The sequence below is a fragment of the Actinomadura xylanilytica genome, from assembly GCF_030283145.1.
Taxonomy (GTDB): Bacteria; Actinomycetota; Actinomycetes; order Streptosporangiales; family Streptosporangiaceae; genus Spirillospora; species Spirillospora xylanilytica.
In genome coordinates this window covers 1-19706 of the sequence record NZ_JASNWE010000002.1, presented here as the reverse complement: position 1 = coordinate 19706, position 19706 = coordinate 1, and the positions used below count along the sequence as shown (strand labels likewise).

Genomic DNA, 19706 nt, shown 5'->3' with positions numbered 1-19706 from the left:
GCCGTGGCGGGATCGCGTGGCACAATGTTGGCCGCGCCCCACGGGTTGGGTGGGGCGGGTCGAGGAGCCGGGCCCGGAGGGTCCGCCGGGACGGACGGGCTGCTCGCGTTCTCCGTGGGCGGCACGCCGGCGGGGGAGCGGCCCGGACCGACCACGGCCGACTGCCGGGAGGAGGTGCGGCGGCGTGTCCCATGCCGGCCGAGGCCGTTCGCGGCCTGCCCGTACGCCGGCCGGCTTCGGCGCCCAGGTGCCGTCCCCGTCCCCGGCGTCCCGGTTCGGCGTCCGCAGGCCGTCCCGCTCCGCCTCGCGCGTCGCCGCGGCGCTCACCGCGCTCACCCTGACCGCCGCCGTCGCGGTGCCCGCCGCGATGGTCCCGGACGGGCCGCCGCCGAGGGAGCGCGCCGTGCGGGGCGCGGCGGCCGGAGCGCTGCTGGCGGCGCCGACCGACCAGATCCGCGCCCGCGAGTGGCATCTCGACGCGATGCGCGTCCCCCGCGCCTGGAAGTGGTCCAAGGGCTCCGGGGTGACGGTCGCGGTCCTCGACACCGGGGTCGACAAGCGCCACCCCGACCTTTCCGGGCGCGTCATCACCGGCCCGGACCTCACCGGCGGGACCCGGCGTCCCGGCGGACGGTACTGGGGCCTGCACGGCACCTCCATGGCGAGCATCATCGCCGGCCACGGCAACGGCCCCGGCCTCCAGCGCGGCGTCATCGGGGTGGCGCCGCAAAGCCGCGTCCTGTCGATCCGGGTGACGTGGGAGAACGACGACCCGCTGCGGCAGAACGGCGGCCAGGTCGGACGCAACCGGGACGCGGTCGCGCAGGGCATCCGGTACGCCGTCGACCACGGCGCGACCGTCATCAACATGTCGCTCGGCGGCGGGAAGCAGTTCTACGACGGCAGCTCGACCGAGGCCGCCGCGATCAAGTACGCGCTGAGCAAGGGCGTGGTGCTGATCGCGTCGGCGGGCAACGACGGTTCGGGCGCCAACCGCAAGAACTTCCCCGCCGCCTATCCCGGGGTCATCGCCGTCGGCGCCCTCGACCGCCGGATGCGGCTCTGGAAGGACAGCAACCGGCGGCCCTACGTCGCGGTGTGCGCGCCCGGCGTGGAGGTCGTCAGCGCCGACGCCAGCAACGGCTACGTCGTCGGTACGGGCACCAGTCCCGCGTCCGCGATGGTCGCGGGGGTCGTCGCGCTGATCCGGTCCCGCTACACCGAGCTGACGCCCGACGAGGTCCGGCAGGCGCTCGTCCAGGGCTCACCTGCCCGCCGCCGGCCGACCGGCTCCGACACCTGCACCGGACCGCTCGACGCGGTCCGCGCCGTGACCGCCGCGAACAAGATCAACAAGGTGGCGCACGGGCCCGGCGCCGTCGCGAAGAAGGCGACTCCGGCCCCCGCGTCCGCCCCGGCCTCCGAGGACGACTCCCACCTGCTGCTGATCGCGGTCCTCGCGGGCGGCGGCGTGCTGGTGGCGATCGGCCTGCTCCTCGGCTGGCTCCAGCGGCGGCGGCCCGATGAGGAGGACGAGCCCGAGCCCGAAGCCGCTCTCCCGGAGTACGGCGCCCTGCCGCCCAGGCCGCGCGAGTCGATCGCGGCCATGTCACCGGTGAACGCGCCCCTCTGGCAGAGCACCGACGCGTCCTCCGGAGGGTCCTTTCCCACAGACCCTCCGCCTCCCGCACGGCACGCGGCCCCGCCCGCCAGTCCGGACGAGACGTCCGCGCCTGAGCTCAACGGCGTTGGCGGTCCGCTGGGAGCCGGGGAGTTCCCGAACGGGAAGCACTATGCCTCCCCGTCCCCCTACGGCCGCGAGGACGCCTCCGGCGACGGTGTCGGGGCACACCGCGCACCGGAGGACACCGGCCTCGCCGACCAGGTGAACGGCAGCGAGCCTGACGGTGCGGGTCCAGCCGACAACACCTGGTTCAACCGTGACGACCGCGTCAACGGCCGTGAGTCGCGCCAGCCGCTCAGCCCGCTCGACACGAACGACCCCTTGGGCGTGGACGGCCTCCTCGCGACGAGCGACTCGACCGACTCCCCGGGCACTCCGATCGCCGACCGCGCCTCCGAGCACAGCAGCGGCACGCTCAACGGCGGTGGCGCGCTCAACGGCGGTGGCGCGCTCAACGCGCTCAATGGGAGCGGCCCGTTCGGCCAAGGCGACGCGTCCTATGGAAACGGCGTGCCCGAGGGGAGCGGCGGCCTCAACGGCAACGGCGCGCTCAACGGCAGTGGCGGCCTCAACGGGCACGGCGCGTTCGATGGGAGCGGCGGCCTCAACGGGCTGAACGGGAGCGGCGGCCTCAACGGGAACGCGCTTGAGGACGGCGGCGCGTTCGATGACGAAGAGTGGGAGAGGTTCCGGCGGAGCGCTCTGGAGGAATCGGGCCAACAGGAGAACGGCGACACGTCCGGCCTCCCGACCGCGCCGCCACCGCCGCAGGAGCCGCCCGATGACCGCCGGCCCCCGCCGGTCCTCCCTCCTGCGGATGAGCGGCCCACGGGCGCCCTTCCGGCGTCTCCGCCGCTGGGCGCGCCTCCGGGAGGTGTCGGTGGGAGACCGTCCCGTGGCGCGCTCCCCCCGGCCGATCCGTTGCAGGACGACGCTCTGGGGCACGTGACCAGGCGTCCGCGCCCGTCTGAGGACGACGACTTCCGTCCGCCCTGGTGGTGATCGCGTCGCGTCCGCTACTCCGTCCGGCGTAGCGCGGGAGCCTCCGGCCGTACGATGACGGCCCCCGGACCCGTCGCCGAGCATTGACTCATCCGCAACCAGGAGGTCGATGACCATGATGACGACATCAGTGGTGCAGGCCGCACAGGCTCACCCGGGCTGGCACGACGGCGGGGACGCGCCCGCCTTCTGGCCGGTCTTCCCCATCACGTTCGGGCTGTTCTGGCTGGCCGTGATCGGGCTCGGGTTCTATCTGGTGCGCCGGAGGACGAACGGGCCGGGCGGCGCGGCGACCGCCGGGGCCGCGTCGGCGACGGACCCGATGAGCAGCGCGCTGACCATCCTCGCCGAGCGCTTCGCCCGTGGAGAGATCGACGAGGACGAGTACCACATGCGCATGTCGGGGCTGCGGCACGGCGGCTGACGCGCGTCGGCCCACGGCCCGTCCGTCCGGGCCGGTCCGCGCGGCGGCCCGCGCGGGCCGCCGCGCGGCCGGTCAGTCGGCCTCGGCCTCTTCGAAGATCTTGTCGACGCCGTCCAGTTCCATGGGGGCCTGGGCGGCGGCGTCCGCGAAGCGGGTGAAGAGGCGGGCGAAGTCGGCGCGCTCCTCGGTGGTCCAGCCCGACATGAGCTCGGCGATGTAGGCGCGGCGGTACCGCTCGGCGACCCGCTTGACCCGCCGTCCGGCGTCGGTCAGCCCGAGGTTGGCGCGGCGGGCGTCGTTCGGGGAGGGACGGCGTGAGATCAGCCCGGCGTCGATCGCGTGCCCGACGAGGCGGCTGGCGGTCGAGGGGTCGATCTCCAGCCGCTCGGCGACGGCGCCGACGGTGACCTCGCCGGCGGCCTCCGCCGCGCAGGCGACGGTCAGCGCGGCGACGGCGTGCACCACCATGAGGTTGGAGACCTGGAGCGGCTGCCCGCCGGGACCGCTGGAGGTCTGCGCGCGGATCCGCTTCATCAGGTCGGGCTTGCCCCACACCCGCCGGACGTGGAAGAGCGCGACGGCGATGTCGTTGATCAACGGGTCGGAGAGGTCACCGGGCTCCACGGACCTGCCGGACCGTCCGGACGTGTCGGACGCCGCGCGCGGGGCGGGGTCGGTTCCCGGGGGCCGTTCCGTGGAGGAGGTCTCCGTCACCATGCACAGGTCTCCCGTTCGCTGCCGGTCATCTCGGATACCGGACGGTATGTTGCAATGTACACACTTTAACGCATGTAGCATGCATGTGTTTTGGTTCCGACTCCCTTCCAGGGTGCCCCACCTGGGGTGATCCGGCACCCCGGACGCGCCGTTCCGAACCCGTCCAGGCGCACTGGGTGGGACGGCCGGGACGACGTCGCCCCGGTGGTCCGGAGCGTGACGCGAGCGGCGGATGTGCGGCCGGGGGCTCCGGTCGAGTGCTGTGACAGTGTGTGATGGTCCGCAGGTCGGCGCGGTCGTGGTGCACCGGAGCGCGGTTTGCGGCCCGGTCCGGCGAGGGGTCTGTCGTTCCGCCGGAACCACCGGAACTTGTCGGTGGGGACGCGTAGCATGGCACCGGCCGAACCCGGACGACCCGGGACTAGTAACCACAGAGGGGACCTCATGCGCGAGGCGAACGCCCCCGGTGCCGGCCCCCAACAGGACGGAAGCATGGACGATGGCTCAGCGCTCCAACCGGTGAACGAAGGCCCGAGCGAGGGCCCGAGCGAGGGTCTGAACGAGGGGCCGAAGGAAGGCCCGGACGGGGACCTGGAAGACGATGGCGCCTTCCCCTCCGGCCTCCTGTCCGAGCGTGACCGCCAGATCCTCGCCTTCGAGCGGCAGTGGTGGAAGTACGCCGGGGCCAAGGAGCAGGCGATCCGCGAACTGTTCGACATGTCGGCGACGCGGTACTACCAGCTCCTCACCCTCCTGATCGACCGGCCCGAGGCGCTCGCGCACGACCCGATGCTGGTCAAGCGCCTCCGCCGGATGCGCACGCAGCGGCAGCGGCAGCGTGCCGCGCGCCGACTCGGCCTCCGGCCCTGAACCGGCCACCATTGCCGGTGTGAACTCTCCCCGAAGTGTGACGGCCGCCGGTACCGACGGCCTGGACGCGATCCGCGCCGACCCCGCCGCGGCCGTGCTCGGCTTCGACTTCGACGGCACGCTGGCGCCGATCGTCGACGATCCGGCCGCGGCCCGTGCCCATCCCGCGGCGGCGGCGGCGCTGGCCCGGCTGGTCCCGCTGGTCGGCGCGCTGGTGATCGTCACCGGCCGGCCCGCCGCCTTGGCGGTGGAGTACGGGGGCTTCGCCGGCATCGACGGGCTCGTCGTCCTCGGGCAGTACGGGCTCGAACGCTGGGAGTCGGGCGTGCTGACCGTCCCCGAGCCGCCTCCGGGCGTCGCGGAGGCGCGGGCCAAGCTGCCCGGTGTGCTGGAGGCCGCCGGGGCGCCCCCCGAGGTCTTCGTCGAGGACAAGGGGCAGGCGCTCGCGGTCCACACCCGCCGCTGCGCCGAACCCGAGGTGGCGCTCGAACGGCTGCGCGGGCTCCTCGCCGCGCTCGCCGAGCGCACCGGGCTCGCCGTGGAGCCCGGACGGCTGGTGCTGGAACTGCGTCCGCCCGGGATGGACAAGGGCATGGCTCTGCGCTCCTTCGTCGACGCCCGCCGCGCCGCCCCCGGCGCCCCTGCCGGTCTTCCGGGCGCGGTGCTGTTCGCCGGCGACGATCTGGGCGATCTGGCGGCCTACGACGCCGTCGACGGGTTCCGCGCGCGGGGCGTACCGGGCGTGAAGGTGTGCAGCGGGTCCGCCGAGGTGACCGCGCTCGCCGACCGCGCCGACGTGATCGTCGACGGCCCGGCCGGGGTGGTGGCGTTCCTCGGCACCCTCCTCGACCCGCCGGCCTGACCCCGCCCCGGCCCGCGGGTCTCCGCGCGGCGTCGCGCCACTCTCGCGGGTGACAAACGGGGACGCGGGGATTGTGGGTTTCGGAGAGACTCCGGGGTCATGTGTGGACTTGACAGTCAATTGCGCCAAAATGTGGGGAATGTGGCGACTCGGTGCTTCGCGGGGGACCGGGTACTGAGAACGGGGAGCGTTCACGGTGGAGAGAGAGCCAGACATCCCACGCAGGCCCGACGAGTACGGGGGACACGGGACCGGGGGACCCGGGACCGGGCCGTTCGACCGGCCGCCGGATCGGTCCGGAGCGCCGTACGGGACGGGCGCGGCCCCGTCCCCGTCCACGACGACCGGGCCGATAGGCGTGCGGGAGACCAGCGGCGTCGAGGTGCGGCTGGGGTCCCGCAGCTCGCGCAACCGCGAACGCCGCGAGCGCGAGCGCGCGGGGCGCCGCAACGGGCTGATCGCCGCCGGGGTCCTCGGCCTCGCCGCGGCGGTCGCGGGCGGGCTGCTCCTGCTCCCCGCGTCGGGGGACGACAACGCCGGGGGCGCGCCGGTCAGCGCGCAGACGGGCGCCCCGGCCGGCCGGGCGGCGGGCGCACCGCTGCCCCGCAGGGGGAAGCCCGTGGTCGTCGGGACGGCCGACGGCTCCAAGTACCGGATCGAGGCGGTGACCGGCGGGACGGGCGGCGGCGTCACGGCCCCGCAGTCGTCGGCGCAGTCGTCAGGAGCGGCGGGCGCCTATGTCGAGTACGTGCTGAGCAACCCGTCGGACCGGCAGGTCCTGCTCGACTTCCCGGGGGACGTGTTCCTCAAGCGAAGCCTCGTGTCCGCGCGTGCGCGCGGGAGGTGCATGCCCCAGGCGGGCGTGCCCGAGGACATGTGCACGCCGCCCATCAAGAGCGACGTGGTGCGCAGGCTGGCGGGTGCGGCCCTGGTCTCGGGGGACGGCGGCGACAAGTTCATGCCGCCGGGCGCCTCGTACCTGGTGCGGGCCACCGTCGCGGTGCCGGTCGACAAGCAGGTCGCCCGACGTGACCTGCACCTGTACGTGTGGAAGCAGCTCTACATGGCCGACCATCTGGCCAAGGAGGCTCCCTTCCCGCGCTGACGGGAGCTTCGCGCGCCGGCCGTCGATGACGACCGCCGTCATGATCGCCCGCATACCGGTCACCGCATACCGGTCACCGCGTACCGGCGGGGTCGGCGGACGCCCGGAGTGCGGGCGTCCGCCGGGGTGGGTCACTCCGCCTCGGGGTCATCGGCGAGGATCCCGTACAGGCGGCGGCGGGCGTCGTTGACGACGTCCAGAGCGCGCGCCTTCTGCGTCTCGCTGCCGACGGCCATGACCTGGTGCAGCGCGCCCATGAGCTGGCCGACCGCCTCGCGTCCGCGCAGGACGTTCTCGCCGGCGGCCTCGGTGACCTCGTCCCAGGGGGCGGTGGTCTGGGCGTCGGTCTCCTCGCGTCCGCTGTCGGTGAGCGCGAACAGCCGCTTGCCGCCCTGCTCCTCGCTGCTGACCCGGCCCTCGTCCTCCAGCATCTGGAGCGTCGGGTAGACCGAGCCGGGGCTGGGCCGCCAGACGCCGCCGGTGCGGTTGTCGAGCTCCCGGATCATCTCGTAGCCGTGCATCGGACGTTCGGCGAGCAGCGCCAGCAGGGCGGCCCGCACGTTGCCGCGCCGGGTGCGCCGGCCGCGTCCGCCGCGTCCGTGCCCGCCGCGCTCTCCGGGACGGCCCGGGCCGAAGCCGGGACCGGATCCCCAGGGCCCGAACGGGTCGCCGCGCCGCTGTCGTTCCTCGGGGGCGCGGAATCCTCCGCGCCTCGGGTGAGGGTGGTCGCGCATCGCAGTCTCCTTGTCTAGTGATCGGTTGCGATGCATTAACGATATATCGGAAGACGGTCGCGATGCAACTCTTGATGGCATCGACCTGGATTTCACCGAACGATGAATTAAAGGAGACGGTGGGGCGCGGCTGATCCGTCCGTCCACGTGGGGGACACCACCCCCCCTGCGTGGACGGACGGGAGGGGTGGGTCAGGGAGCGGTGAGCTTGAGGGTGTTGAGGATGGCCTTGGTCAGGTTCCGGTCGTCGGTCTCCTTGACCCGGACCCAGGCGCCGAACTTCCCGGTCTTGTCCTTCAGCCCGACCTCGGTGACCGAGGGGGTGCCCCTGGTGCAGCCGGTGTAGCGGGTGATCGTGCCGGACAGGGCCTTGTCGGGGGAGGTGTAGTTCTCCGGAGTCGCCGGCGTGCAGCCCCTGTGCTTGGCGGCCAAGGGTGGGGGGAGCTGCCCGGCGGTCAGATCGGTGGTCATGCCGATGAAAACGCCGGGGCTCTTCCCGTCGCCGAGGAAACCGGGGACGCTCGGCGTCGCACGCAGCACCGGCCGGATGGTCGGGTCGGCCTTCAGCCCCACGGAGGAGGGCTTCCAGGTCTGCGCCTGCTGAGCCGGCCACGCCTTGGGCGCCGACACCTTGATCTTGCCCGCCTGGTCGGAGACGGGTGCGAAGTCGGCCGGGACGGCGGGCAGCTTCTCCCCCCCGCCCCCACCGCCGTCGTCCTTGGAGAACAGCGTGCCGAGCGCGAGCCCGCCGGCCAGGGCGACCGCCAGCACCACCGCGGTGATGATCAGCGGCGTCAGGAACTTCTTCGGCTTCTCCCCGCCGCCCTGCCCTCCCGGGCCTCCGGACCGGGCCGCGGCCCCTCCGCCAGGTCCGGGCGGAGGGGGCTGGAAGCCGGTGGGCGGCGGACTCTGGTGCGCCGGATACGGCGGCTGCCCAACGCCGGGCCCTGCCGGTCCACCCGGACCACCGGGCCCGGTCGCGCCGGGGCCGTTCCCTCCGAGCGGCGGCTGCGGCTGCGGCTGCGGGGCTTGGGGCTGCTGTGGTTGCTGGGACGGGGGCAGTGGGAAGACCGCCGTCTTGTTGTCGACCGGCTCCCGGCCTCCGCCCGGAGGCGGCGGCGGGGGCGTCGGCAACCCGACCGTCTGGTCTCCGCCGGGCTCGGTGGCGTCGTGCGCACCCGGGTAATGGGCCGGGCTGGGCTGGTCGATGATCGTCGATTCCCCGCTGTCGGAGGGCTGCTGCGCGGGAGGGGTGTGCATCTCCGAAGTGCGGTCGTTCCCCGGGACGGGCTCGTCCAGCTGGGTCGGGAACTCCGACGACCCGGGACCGGGACCGGACGGCGGCGCCGGCAGCGGCGGCGGTGGGCCGTGCGACGGCGGGCCCTGGGCCGTGTGCGACGGCGGGGCCGAGGCGGGGCCCGGCTGGGGCCTGTCCATCACGGTCGCGTCCGGGTCGGACCCGGACACCGGGTTGTACGGAGCGGGGGCGGACATCGGATCAGGTGCGGGAGCGGGGGCGGGCGGGGTGTCGGGCCGCAGGGCGGCGAGGGCCTCGGCGAACGCCGAGGCGGTCGGCCAGCGCCGCTCGCGCTCCACCTCCAGCGCCCGGAGGATCACCTGGTCGAGCGCGGGCGGCAGATCGTCGCGCAGCTCGCTGGGCGGGGTCCTGACCGGGACCGGGCCAGGGGCGCGGCCGGTGAGCATGTGATAGCTCAGCGCGCCCAGCCCGTACACGTCGGCGCGGACGTCGAGCCCGCCGCCGAAGCGCGCCTGCTCGGGCGACATGTATCCGGGCGTGCCGACCGGCAGCGTGAACGCGCCGGAGGCGTGCGCGAGGGCCTTGGCGAGGCCGAGGTCGGCGATGAGGAGCCGCTCGCCGCCGTCCGGCGCGGACTGGAACAGCACGTTGGACGGCTTGAGATCGCGGTGGATCACCCCGAGGGTGTTGATCACCTCGACGCCGTGCGCGATCTCCTCGGCGAGGGCCAGTGCGGTATTGACCGGAAGTGGCCGTTCGTTCATCCGGTCCGCGAGCGTGCCGCGGTCGGCGTACGACATCACGAAATACGGGCGGCCGTCCGGCAGCTCGCCGATATCGTGGACCCGCACCAGCCTCGCGGAGTCGGCCCGGCGCAGGATGCGGGCCTCCTCGAGGAAGCGATTGCGCACGTCGAGGTCGTCGAGGAGGCTCCCGGACAGCACCTTGATCGCGACTTGGGAGTCGAGGGCGTCGTCGTGCCCGAGCCACACAGACGCGAACGCCCCGGAACCCAGGACGCGATCGATTCGGTAACGGCCGACAGTTGGTGGAAAGGACACTCCCGTATCATGCCCAACAAACGGGGTGTGTGTGCGGACGAGCAAGAGGCGCGGCGATGGCATTCGATGAAAGGACCGAGGAGCTGGCCGTCAAGGCCGCTCAGGGGGATCAGGCTGCCCTCAACGAACTGCTCCGCAAGATCGAGCCGGACGTGTTGCGGCACAGCTCCCGGTTCCTGCCCTGCCGGCAGGATGCCGAGGAGGCGTGCCAGGACGCGTTGTTGCAGGTCGCGCGGAACATTCACCGCTTCGAGGGGCGGTCCAGGTTCAGCACCTGGCTGCATGTCGTGGTCTCCAACTCGGCGCGGTCCACCTACCGGTCGCTCAAGCGGCGGTCGGTCGAGCAGGCGGGCGAGCTCCCACAGCAGCGCCCCGACCCGCGCCGGACGAGCGTCATCGCGGGTTCCCGGGTCGACATCCTGGACGCGATGGAGGACCTGGAGGCGCGCAAGCCCGACCTGATCCAGGCCCTGGTGCTGCGCGACGTCTCCCAGCTGGAGTACGCGGAGATCGCCGAGCAGCTCAAGCTGCCGCTCGGCACCGTCAAGTCGCGGATCCACGAGGCGCGCAAGCAGGTGCGCCAGACCCTGGGGGAGTCCTACACCTGACCGGACGGCGGCCGGCCACCCGTTGGTGGCCGGCCCCGCCCGCGGGCACTCGCCTGCGGGCACTCATCCGCGGCGCCGCCCGCCGGTGCCCGCTGCCCGGCGCCCGCCCACCGCTGCCCGGTGCCGGGTGCGATCTGCGGACGCTCGCCGTGCATCGGGCGAACGCGCAGGTCAGGGGCCGTCAAAGCTCGGTAACGGCTGGGCAAGAGTGCGGCCGGGCCGGGGTTGGGCGGCGGGGGCGGTGGCCAGTATCCGGACATGTCGCCAGGTCTGCCCGCGGACTCCAACCGGCCGTTCTTCGTCATCGGCTGCCCGCGCTCGGGCACGACCCTGCTCCAGTTGATGCTGCACTCGCATCGCCGGATCGCGGTCCCCGCCGAGACGCGCTTCCTGCTCCCGGCCTATACGGCCAGGTGCGACTTCGGTGACCTCCAGGACACCGACAACAGACGGGCGCTGGCGGAGTGGATCACCGGCCGCAAGGCGACCAAGTTCCGCGAGCTCGGCCTCGACGCCGCCGAGGTGGTCGACGAGATCGTCGCCGGGCCGCCCACCCTGGGCTCCGCGCTCGGCATCGTCTTCCGGGCGTACGCGCGGAAGACCGGCAAGCCGCGCTGGGGAGACAAGCGGCCCAGCTACTCCCAGCACGTCGTTCCGCTGCTGCGGCTGTTCCCTCAGGCGCAGTTCGTGCATCTCATCCGGGACGGACGTGACTGCGTCGCGTCCCTCAAGGAGATGCCCTGGTTCAAGCACGACGTGCACCACGCCGTGTCCTACTGGCGCGAGGCGATCGACGCGGGCAGGCGGAACGCGGCGCGGCTGGGCCCCGGCGCCTACTACGAAGTGCAGTACGAACGGCTCGTCGCCGACCCCGCCAAGGAACTGACCGGCCTCTGCGCGTTCCTCGGTGAGGAGTTCGACCCGGCGATGACCGAACCGCAGGCCCTTGCCCAGCGCACCGTCCCGACGCGGAAGAAGTGGCACAAGCTCACTCACGACGCGGTCACCGCCGGACGCGTCGGCTCCTGGACGGACCGTCTGGAGCCCTGGGAACTCGGCCTGGCCGAGGCGGCGTTCGGCGGCCGTCTCACCGACTACGGGTACGAGCCGAGCGGCGCGCCCCGTCCGTCCGCCGCCCAGTTCACCCGGTTCACCACGACCGTCACGCATCGCCGGCTGGCACGGCGCAAGGCCGAGATCCGCGATCGCCTGCAACGCCGCCGCGAACCGGGTCCCGTCGAGTGCCGCCTCCACCTGGACCCTCCTGCCTCTACCCGGGCCCTCCCGTCCGCATCGAGCTGACCGAATCCGCCCCGGGCCGGACGGCCGCCCGGATTGTCGAGGGCGGGGCGGCGGGCCTGGTCAGTCCAGTGCGGCGAGCTGGTCGGCGAACCACTGCTGCGGGGGGAGCGCGGTCGCGGCGACCGCCAGGCGGCGGCAGCGCTCCTCTCGCGTGCCGGGGGGCATGAGGAGCGCCCGGTGCAGGGCCTCGGCGGTCTGCGACACGTCGTACGGGTTGACCATCAGCGCGTCCTCGGCGAGCTCGGCCGCCGCGCCCGCCTCGCGCGACAGCACCAGGGCGCAGCCCCGGTCCGACAGCACGGGGCCCTCCTTGGCGATCAGGTTCATGCCGTCCCGGATCGGGTTGACCAGCAGCACGTCGGCGATCCGGTAGGCGGCGAGCGAACGCGGATAGTCGTCGTTCACCTGAAGGATCAGCGGGTCCCAGTCCGGCGTGCCGAACTCGTCGATGATCTGCTCGGCGGCCTGCTGCACCGCCGCCGTATAGGCGCGGTACTCCGGCAGGTCGTAGCGCGAGGGATACGCGAACGCCAGGTGCACCACCCGGCCGCGCCACTCGGGATGGTTGACGAGCATCTCGCGGTAGGCGGCGAGCCCCCGCACGATGTTCTTGGAGAGCTCGGTCCGGTCCACGCGGACGATGAGCTGCCGTCCGCCGACCTGCTCGCGCAGTGACCGCACGCGAGCGGCGACGTCCTCCTCCGCGGCACGCCGCCGTAGCGCGTCCGCGTCGACGCCGAGACCGTGCACGCCGATCCGGGTGACGTGGCCCCCGCGCGTGACCGTCTGGGCGAGCCGGTCGACCTTCGTGCCCGGAAGGTGTTCGCAACAGTCGAGGAACGCGGCCGCCCACCGCTCGGTGAGGAATCCGGCGTGGTCGGCCCCCAGGATCCCGTCCAGGATCTGCTCGCCGATGTCGTCCGGCAGCAGCCGGTAGTACTCCGGCGGGGCCCAGGGGGTGTGCGAGAAGTGCACGATCTTCAGATCGGGGCGGCGGTCGCGGAGCATCCGCGGCGCGAGCGACAGGTGGTAGTCCTGGACCGCGGCCTTGGCGCCCTGCGCCGCGTCCCGCGCGAGCGCGTCGGCGAACGCCGCGTTGTACGCCTCGTAGGACTGCCAGTCCCTTCGTGCGCGCGCGTCGAAGTGCGGGCTGCGCGGGGTGTCGTACAGCAGGTGGTGGACGAACCACAGCGTCGAATTGGCCACCGCGTTGTACGCGCGCTGGAAGGTGGCGGCCGGGATGTCGAGCATCCGTACGGCCGCGCCGCCGGTGTCGTGCCCGGCCCGGTCGAGCCGCCCGTCCGTGACCGCGCGGGCGGCCGAACGGTCGCCGTCGCTCAGCGCCGCGCACACCCACAGCACGTCCTCGGCCGTACCGGGCCCCTCCGGAGAACCGGTCACGGCGGCCAGTCCGGAGACCAGGCCGCCACCGCCGCGCCGCATGGTCAGCGCTCCATCGTCGGATAGGGAGAAGGACACCGGGCCACGGTTGGACGCCACCAGCACTTGGCTCATACCGGCAGGGTCTCAGTGAGACCGAGGCGCATCAAAGGGGCCCGAGGGATCGGGACGTTCTGGACACACGTTCCGGGCGGGCCCGTCCGGCCGCGGAACGCGTGATCAAGACCACCCTCGGGTAACGTCTCAACCGGTGGGACCCACCTGTCTGGCATCCGGTCAGGTCAGGTAAAGTCACCCATACGAGCCGAAAGAACCCGTTCGCGGGTGGGCCCGTCTAACTTAATACCGCTCATCCAGAGGGGTGGAGGGACCGGCCCTGCGAAGCCCCGGCAACCACCCGGCATGTGTGCACTCGCGATCCTGCGGGGCCTGTCGGGAGATGGTGCCAACTCCGGCCTGCGACCAAGGTGGCGCAGGGAAGATGGGGAAAGGCCTCGCTTCATGGCACTCGATCCTGCCGGCACGCAACGCACGCCCGCCGCGAACCTCGGCCCCGCGACCGGGCTGGTCTGCCGCGAATGCGGCCACACCCGTGATCTCGGCCCGCACTACGCCTGTGAAGAGTGTTTCGGGCCCCTGGAGATCGCCTACGACTTCGGCGGGATCACCCGCGCCGACATCGAGGCCGGGCCGCGCAACATCTGGCGCTACCGGGGGCTGCTGCCCGTTCCGGAGAACATCGCCGACACGCCCAACACCGAGCCCGGCCTGACCCGGCTGGTGCGCGCCGACCACCTGGCCGAGTCGCTCGGCATGCAGCGGCTGTGGGTGAAGGACGACAGCGGCAACCCGACGCACTCGTTCAAGGACCGGGTGGTCGCGGTGGCGCTGGCCGCCGCGCGCGAGCTGGGCTTCAAGGTGCTGGCCTGCCCGTCCACCGGCAACCTGGCCAACGCGGTCGCGGCGGCGGCGGCGCGCGCGGGGATCCGCAGCGCGGTGTTCGTGCCGTCCAACCTGGAGTCCCAGAAGATCATCACGACGGCCGTGTACGGCGGCACGTTCGTCACGGTCGACGGCAACTACGACGACGTCAACCGGCTCGCCTCCGAGATCGCCGGCGAGCAGGAGGACTGGGCGTTCGTCAACGTCAACGTGCGGCCGTACTACGCCGAGGGCTCCAAGACGCTCGGGTACGAGATCGCCGAGCAGCTCGGCTGGCGGCTGCCCGACCAGATCGTGATCCCGGTCGCGTCCGGCTCCCAGCTCACCAAGATCGACAAGGCGTTCCAGGAGCTGATCAAGCTTGGCCTGGTCGAGGACCGTCCCTACAAGGTCTTCGGCGCGCAGGCGGCGGGCTGCGACCCGGTGGCCGCCGCGTTCAAGGCGGGGCACGACGTCGTGCGGCCGGTCAAGCCGGACACCATCGCCAAGTCCCTGGCCATCGGGAACCCGGCCGACGGCCCGTACGTCCTGGACGTCGCGCGCCGGACGGGCGGCGCGGTGGAGGACGTCACCGACGAGCAGGTGGTCGAGGGCATCCGGCTGCTGGCCGAGACCGAGGGCATCTTCGGCGAGACCGCGGGCGGCGTCACGGTGGCGTCCCTGCGCAAGCTGATCGAGAACGGGGCGCTCGACCCGGCCGCCGAGACGGTGATCATCAACTCCGGGGACGGGCTCAAGACCCTCGACGCGGTCGCCCCGGTGGTCGCGCCGACCGCCGACATCGCGCCGACCCTGGAGGCGTTCCGCGCCGCCGGTCTCGTCTGACCCGTCCCGCCGGACCGCGATGACCGCCCCGCGAGGGCGCGATTCCCGGTTCCCCTTTCCCAGCGCCGAACGACCAGAGCATGTGAGGAGCCACCCATGAGCGTGTCTGTGCGGATCCCGACGATCCTGCGGACCTACACCGACGGCCAGGCGGAGGTGAAGGCCGAGGGCGCGACGCTGCGCGCGGTCGTCGCCGACCTGGAGGCCGGGTACTCCGGCATCTCCGCCCGCATCCTCGACGACAACGGCAAGATCCGCCGGTTCGTGAACGTGTACGTGGGCGACGAGGACGTGCGGTTCGCCGAGGGGCTGGACACCGCGACCCCCGAGGGCGCGCAGATCTCGATCATCCCCGCGGTCGCCGGCGGCTGACCGGGACCGATCCGGGCCCAGCCCCCTTCCCGCCGCACGAGTTGCCGGCGGGGAGGGGGCTTTGTCCTGGATGGAGCGAGTACGAGGTCGTCCATGGAGTGCGTTCCGAGGCGCCTCGGGGCCGAGGTCCTCCCTCGCGTCCAGGCTGCTCAGGGTGACCGCTACCGGCCGACCGGTCCTCCCTCCCAGGGACTGTCGCCCGCGTCGGGAGTTGAATATCGTCGACCCCGATCACGCCGGGTCGACCCCGCCGCGGCCCTCTCCCGAAGGGTCATGGAGACGCGCAAGTGGTCGGCGGGCCCCGCGGTAGAAGGGGTGGGGCCCGAAGGCACCACCGTGGTCCACGGGCCACGGGCGAGCGGCAGGTTCAGGTATGGCGCAGGGCACAGTCAAATGGTTCAACGCGGACAAGGGCTACGGCTTCATCGCGGTGGACGGTGGGCGGGACGTGTTCGTCCACCACTCCGCGATCCAGATGGACGGGTACCGCAGCCTCGACCAGGGGCAGCGGGTCGAGTTCGAGATCACCCAGAGCGACCGGGGCCCGCAGGCCGACGCGGTCCGGGCCGTCTGAGCCGAGACCGTGAACGGGTCCGGCTTCCCTAGGCCGGGCCCGGCTCCCACGAACCGCCCCCTCCGGCCCTTTCAGCGGTCCGCGAACGTTCCGTGAACAGTGGAGGACGGCGTCGCGCCACGTCGCGCGGCGGAGTGCGGGCGCGGCCCCTGAGCGGGCTTCGAGTGACAACGCCCCTGGTCAGAGCGAGTATCGCCAGGTGGACGACACCCTGTCGGGTGAGGATGTACGGCGCTTGCACTCGAGCATGTAGAGTGCTAAAAAACGGTTGGCACTCTACTGTGGAGAGTGACAATCCCACAGTCTGGGTCGAGGCGATGAGGCCTCAGTTCGGCGGCGGAATGGCAGCCGTCGGCAGGGGCCGTCCGTCGCGGGCGTCGGCTCGATCCTTCTAGCCACCTTGTTCCGGGAGGACTGGAGCCTATGGCTGCAAAGATGATCGCGTTCGACGAAGAGGCCCGTCGCGGTCTCGAGCGCGGCATGAACCAGCTCGCAGACGCCGTAAAGGTGACCCTCGGGCCCAAGGGCCGCAACGTCGTGTTGGAGAAGAAGTGGGGCGCCCCCACGATCACCAACGACGGTGTGTCGATCGCCAAGGAGATCGAGCTCGAGGACCCGTGGGAGAAGATCGGCGCCGAGCTGGTCAAGGAAGTAGCGAAGAAGACCGACGACGTCGCGGGTGACGGCACCACCACCGCGACCGTGCTGGCCCAGGCGCTCGTGCGCGAGGGTCTGCGCAACGTCGCGGCCGGCGCCAACCCGATGTCGCTCAAGCGCGGCATCGAGTCGGCCGTCGAGCGCGTCAGCGAGGAGCTGTCCAAGCTCGCCAAGGACGTGGAGACCAAGGAGCAGATCGCCTCCACGGCCTCCATCTCCGCGGGCGACCCGCAGATCGGCGAGATGATCGCCGAAGCGATGGACAAGGTCGGCAAGGAAGGCGTCATCACGGTCGAGGAGAGCCAGACCTTCGGTCTGGAGCTCGAGCTCACCGAGGGGATGCGCTTCGACAAGGGCTACATCTCGCACTACTTCGTCACCGACCCCGAGCGGATGGAAGCGGTCCTGGAGGACCCCTACATCCTGATCAACCAGGGCAAGGTGTCGGCGAACAAGGACCTGCTGCCGATCCTCGAGTCGGTCATGCAGTCCGGCAAGCCGCTGCTGATCATCGCCGAGGACGTCGAGGGCGAGGCCCTGGCCACCCTGGTCGTCAACAAGATCCGCGGCATCTTCAAGTCCGTCGCGGTGAAGGCGCCGGGCTTCGGCGACCGTCGCAAGGCGATGCTGGGCGACATCGCGACCCTGACCGGCGGCCAGGTCATCAGCGAGGACGTGGGTCTGAAGCTGGAGAACACGACCCTGGACATGCTGGGCCGGGCCCGCAAGGTCGTCATCGCCAAGGACGAGACCACGATCGTCGACGGCGCCGGTGACGCCAACGAGATCGCGGGCCGGGTCAACCAGATCCGTACCGAGATCGACAGCACCGACTCCGACTACGACCGCGAGAAGCTCCAGGAGCGCCTCGCGAAGCTGGCCGGCGGCGTGGCCGTCATCAAGGCCGGCGCCGCGACCGAGGTGGAGCTCAAGGAGCGCAAGCACCGCATCGAGGACGCCGTCCGCAACGCCAAGGCGGCTGTGGAAGAGGGCATCGTCCCCGGCGGCGGCGTGGCGCTGCTCCAGGCCGGTACCAAGGCGTTCGACAAGCTGGAGCTGTCGGGCGACGAGGCCACCGGTGCCACCATCGTCAAGCGGGCGCTGGAGGAGCCGCTCAAGCAGATCGCGGTCAACGCCGGTCTCGAGGGCGGCGTCGTGGTGGAGAAGGTCCGCAACCTGACTCCGGGTGAGGGCCTCAACGCCGCGACCGGCGAGTACGTCAACATGTTCGAGGCGGGCATCCTCGACCCGGCCAAGGTGACCCGCTCGGCGCTGCAGAACGCGTCGTCGATCGCGGCGCTGTTCCTCACCACCGAGGCCGTCATCGCCGAGAAGCCCGAGAAGAACCCCGCGCCGGCCGGCGGCATGCCGGACGGCGGCGGCATGGACTTCTGAGCAGGTCCATAACGTCGTACGACACAGAGGGGCGGTCCCGTACAGGGCCGCCCCTCTTGTCGTGCCCACGGCCTCGCTCGGCCGCGCACGGCCCCTGAAGGGCGCGGGGGCGTGAACCTTCCGCTTCCGGCGCGAGGGTGTCACCCGGCCGTCAGATGATTTCGGCCTCGCGGCATGGCAGGGAACCTTCCGCTCCCCGGCAGAGCTTGGCAGGATCGCCGGTTGAGCGTCGTACCGCCACGAAGGGGGCGGCGCGACCAATGGACATCAGAGGCGGCCGTGAGCGTGGCCGATCAGGCAGGAGGACACGTGAGCGAACCATTCAACTCCCCGGTGCTGAGAGTCGAGCAGCCGCGCAGGGGGCCGTTCGCCAAATCCCGGTACAAGGTCATGGACGGGGACGGCACGCTGCTCGCGGTCGCCGCCGAGACCGGTGACCACACCCGTGCCGAGAGGTTGCAGACGCTCTTCCCCGGGAAGTCCGACCTGCACGCCCGGGCGGTGCTGCTGACCACCCCCGAGGGCACCCCGCTGATGATCGTGGACAAGCAGACCGGACGCTCGCTCACCGAGGTCCGCACCCCGGAGGACGAGCTCGTCGGCACGTTCCGCACCGAGCGGATCGGCCGCCACTACCTGATCCTCGGCGCGAAGGGGAACGCTCTCGGCGAGGTGCGGGTGGACCTCGCCCGGAACAACTTCACGGTGAACGACACGGCCGGCGAGGCCGTCGCGCACGTGCGCAAGAAGTTCGCCGGCGTCGCCACCCACCTCCTGACGACCGCGGACAAGTACGCCGTGCAGATCGCCGACCCCGTACCCGAACCGCTGCGCACGATGGCGGTCATGACGGCGATCGTCATGGACCTGAGCCTCCACGAGTCCAAAGAGATCACCTGATCCGCCCGGCTCTGCGCGGCCCGCTCCTCGTCTCGCTCCGGCCCCCCCAGTGACACCACCGCAACGCGCAAGGGGCTTTAAGGCGGCACGGTCCCGAGGTACGTTCCGAGCGTGCAGGCCATGCCCGGACGTCCGAACGGCTGGTGGATCTCACCGGCCGTTCCCACGATCGCGAACGGTGCACTGGCCGCGCTCTGGGGGTTCTCCGCCTACGGGGGCTGGGGCGAGGCCGCGTTCTGCGGCGAGTCCGATGCGCGCGACGCCGGGTGCGCCGCCGACTTCGAGAACACCGTGGCGCTCTCCGCACCCGTCGCGTTCCTGGCCGCGGTGGCGGTGCTGACCGCGTGGTCGACGCCCCGGCTGCGGAGCCGCCCGCAACGCCTGGACGCGCTGCTCACGGTCGCTGCCTTCGGCTTGGTGCTGGCCGAGGGAATCCTGTTCCTCGGCGGATACCTGGCCAAGCCCTGACCCCGCCAGAACGGATACTTCGCGGTAAAAGCCGAGGTAGCGGGCCCGCAGTTCGCCCGAACAACCCGGAACCGGCGGCGCGCCGCGCCCGGGTGCACCGACCAGTTTGACGCCGACCCCGCTCGGGCATACTGTTCTCTTCGCCCCACAGGGAGCGGGACGCCGAAAGGCGGCCGGCCTGCGGGGAAACCACTGAGGATACAGCCGACGCGGCTCTGCCGTGCCTGCTGTGCTGTGGTGGGTCGGAAAGGGCCGATTTTGACAATCGCGCCGGATCTGATGAAATAGCACCACCGCCCGGAAGGCGCCGCGAAAGCGGAACCGGAAAGGCGGAATCAGGAAAGACCGGCCGAATTGACAAGCCGGAAGGACCTGATAAAGTTTAAGAGTCGCCCCGGGGCGGGAAACGCGAAAGCGAGTCCAGCGCGGTGGGTGTCCGTTTCTTGAGAACTCAACAGCGTGTTAAAAGCCAGTGCCTTAATCGGTTCGGTCATTAGTTGGCTGGACCACCCCGTGCCACTGTCCTTCGGGTTGGTGGCAGGGAT

Annotated in this window: 18 protein-coding genes and 1 riboswitch; of the genes, 13 read left to right on the top strand and 5 right to left on the bottom strand. The window is 72.0% G+C overall.

Annotated features, from left to right (window positions below; all coding sequences use genetic code 11):
* The first annotated feature begins 184 nt into the window (after positions 1 to 184).
* Positions 185 to 2686 (top strand): S8 family peptidase, encoded by a 2502-nt coding sequence (locus QP090_RS11155; RefSeq protein ID WP_285938652.1) that lies wholly within the window; start codon positions 185 to 187, stop codon positions 2684 to 2686.
* A gap of 109 nt (positions 2687 to 2795) precedes the next feature.
* Positions 2796 to 3110 (top strand): SHOCT domain-containing protein, encoded by a 315-nt coding sequence (locus tag QP090_RS11150; RefSeq protein ID WP_285938651.1) that lies wholly within the window; start codon positions 2796 to 2798, stop codon positions 3108 to 3110.
* Positions 3111 to 3182: 72 nt separating this feature from the next.
* Here QP090_RS11150 and QP090_RS11145 read toward each other — a convergent pair whose 3' ends face one another.
* Positions 3183 to 3827, bottom strand: coding sequence for a MarR family winged helix-turn-helix transcriptional regulator (locus QP090_RS11145; RefSeq protein WP_285938650.1), 645 nt, complete (start codon positions 3825 to 3827; stop codon positions 3183 to 3185).
* A gap of 591 nt (positions 3828 to 4418) precedes the next feature.
* On the opposite strand from QP090_RS11145, the gene QP090_RS11140 reads away from it, so the two are divergent.
* From QP090_RS11140 to QP090_RS11130, 3 genes are all read left to right on the top strand, one after another.
* Positions 4419 to 4697: a DUF3263 domain-containing protein gene (locus QP090_RS11140; RefSeq protein WP_285940061.1), complete on the top strand. Its 279-nt coding sequence runs from the start codon at positions 4419 to 4421 to the stop codon at positions 4695 to 4697.
* A 19-nt stretch (positions 4698 to 4716) separates the two neighbouring features.
* Entirely contained in the window at positions 4717 to 5559 is an 843-nt protein-coding gene (gene otsB / locus QP090_RS11135; RefSeq protein ID WP_285938649.1) for a trehalose-phosphatase, read from the top strand.
* Positions 5560 to 5755: 196 nt separating this feature from the next.
* Positions 5756 to 6664 carry a hypothetical protein gene (locus QP090_RS11130; RefSeq protein WP_285938648.1) on the top strand — a complete coding sequence of 303 codons (909 nt, stop codon included), beginning with the start codon at positions 5756 to 5758 and terminating at the stop codon, positions 6662 to 6664.
* A 131-nt stretch (positions 6665 to 6795) separates the two neighbouring features.
* Here the strand turns inward: QP090_RS11130 and QP090_RS11125 are convergent, their stop codons facing one another.
* Both QP090_RS11125 and QP090_RS11120 read right to left on the bottom strand, forming a co-directional pair.
* On the bottom strand, positions 6796 to 7398 hold the full coding sequence (locus QP090_RS11125) for a PadR family transcriptional regulator (RefSeq protein WP_285938647.1): 603 nt from the start codon (positions 7396 to 7398) through the stop codon (positions 6796 to 6798).
* 192 nt (positions 7399 to 7590) lie between these two features.
* On the bottom strand, positions 7591 to 9717 hold the full coding sequence (locus QP090_RS11120) for a serine/threonine-protein kinase (protein WP_285938646.1): 2127 nt from the start codon (positions 9715 to 9717) through the stop codon (positions 7591 to 7593).
* A 56-nt stretch (positions 9718 to 9773) separates the two neighbouring features.
* Between QP090_RS11120 and QP090_RS11115 the strand changes: the two genes are divergently transcribed.
* Together QP090_RS11115 and QP090_RS11110 are read left to right on the top strand one after the other, a co-directional pair.
* On the top strand, positions 9774 to 10325 hold the full coding sequence (locus tag QP090_RS11115) for an RNA polymerase sigma factor (protein WP_160820460.1): 552 nt from the start codon (positions 9774 to 9776) through the stop codon (positions 10323 to 10325).
* 258 nt (positions 10326 to 10583) lie between these two features.
* Positions 10584 to 11627 (top strand): sulfotransferase family protein, encoded by a 1044-nt coding sequence (locus QP090_RS11110; protein WP_285938645.1) that lies wholly within the window; start codon positions 10584 to 10586, stop codon positions 11625 to 11627.
* Between the two features lie 60 nt (positions 11628 to 11687).
* Here QP090_RS11110 and QP090_RS11105 read toward each other — a convergent pair whose 3' ends face one another.
* Positions 11688 to 13142 (bottom strand): alpha,alpha-trehalose-phosphate synthase (UDP-forming), encoded by a 1455-nt coding sequence (locus tag QP090_RS11105; protein ID WP_285938644.1) that lies wholly within the window; start codon positions 13140 to 13142, stop codon positions 11688 to 11690.
* Positions 13143 to 13374: 232 nt separating this feature from the next.
* A riboswitch (SAM riboswitch) is annotated at positions 13375 to 13516 on the top strand.
* Positions 13517 to 13529: 13 nt separating this feature from the next.
* Between QP090_RS11105 and thrC the strand changes: the two genes are divergently transcribed.
* From thrC to QP090_RS11075, 6 genes are all read left to right on the top strand, one after another.
* Complete coding sequence (gene thrC, locus QP090_RS11100) at positions 13530 to 14795, top strand: threonine synthase (RefSeq protein ID WP_285938643.1); 1266 nt, start codon at positions 13530 to 13532, stop codon at positions 14793 to 14795.
* A 96-nt stretch (positions 14796 to 14891) separates the two neighbouring features.
* Positions 14892 to 15167, top strand: a complete 276-nt coding sequence (locus tag QP090_RS11095; protein WP_285938642.1) for a MoaD/ThiS family protein — start codon at positions 14892 to 14894, stop codon at positions 15165 to 15167.
* 373 nt (positions 15168 to 15540) lie between these two features.
* Complete coding sequence (locus tag QP090_RS11090) at positions 15541 to 15741, top strand: cold-shock protein (protein WP_285938641.1); 201 nt, start codon at positions 15541 to 15543, stop codon at positions 15739 to 15741.
* Between the two features lie 423 nt (positions 15742 to 16164).
* Entirely contained in the window at positions 16165 to 17793 is a 1629-nt protein-coding gene (gene groL, locus QP090_RS11085; RefSeq protein WP_285938640.1) for a chaperonin GroEL, read from the top strand.
* Positions 17794 to 18102: 309 nt separating this feature from the next.
* Positions 18103 to 18693: a phospholipid scramblase-related protein gene (locus tag QP090_RS11080; RefSeq protein ID WP_285938639.1), complete on the top strand. Its 591-nt coding sequence runs from the start codon at positions 18103 to 18105 to the stop codon at positions 18691 to 18693.
* A 120-nt stretch (positions 18694 to 18813) separates the two neighbouring features.
* Positions 18814 to 19161: a hypothetical protein gene (locus QP090_RS11075; RefSeq protein WP_285938638.1), complete on the top strand. Its 348-nt coding sequence runs from the start codon at positions 18814 to 18816 to the stop codon at positions 19159 to 19161.
* 335 nt (positions 19162 to 19496) lie between these two features.
* Here QP090_RS11075 and QP090_RS11070 read toward each other — a convergent pair.
* Positions 19497 to 19706, bottom strand: a 210-nt coding sequence (locus QP090_RS11070) for a hypothetical protein (protein WP_285938637.1), incomplete at its 5' end; no start/stop codon positions are given.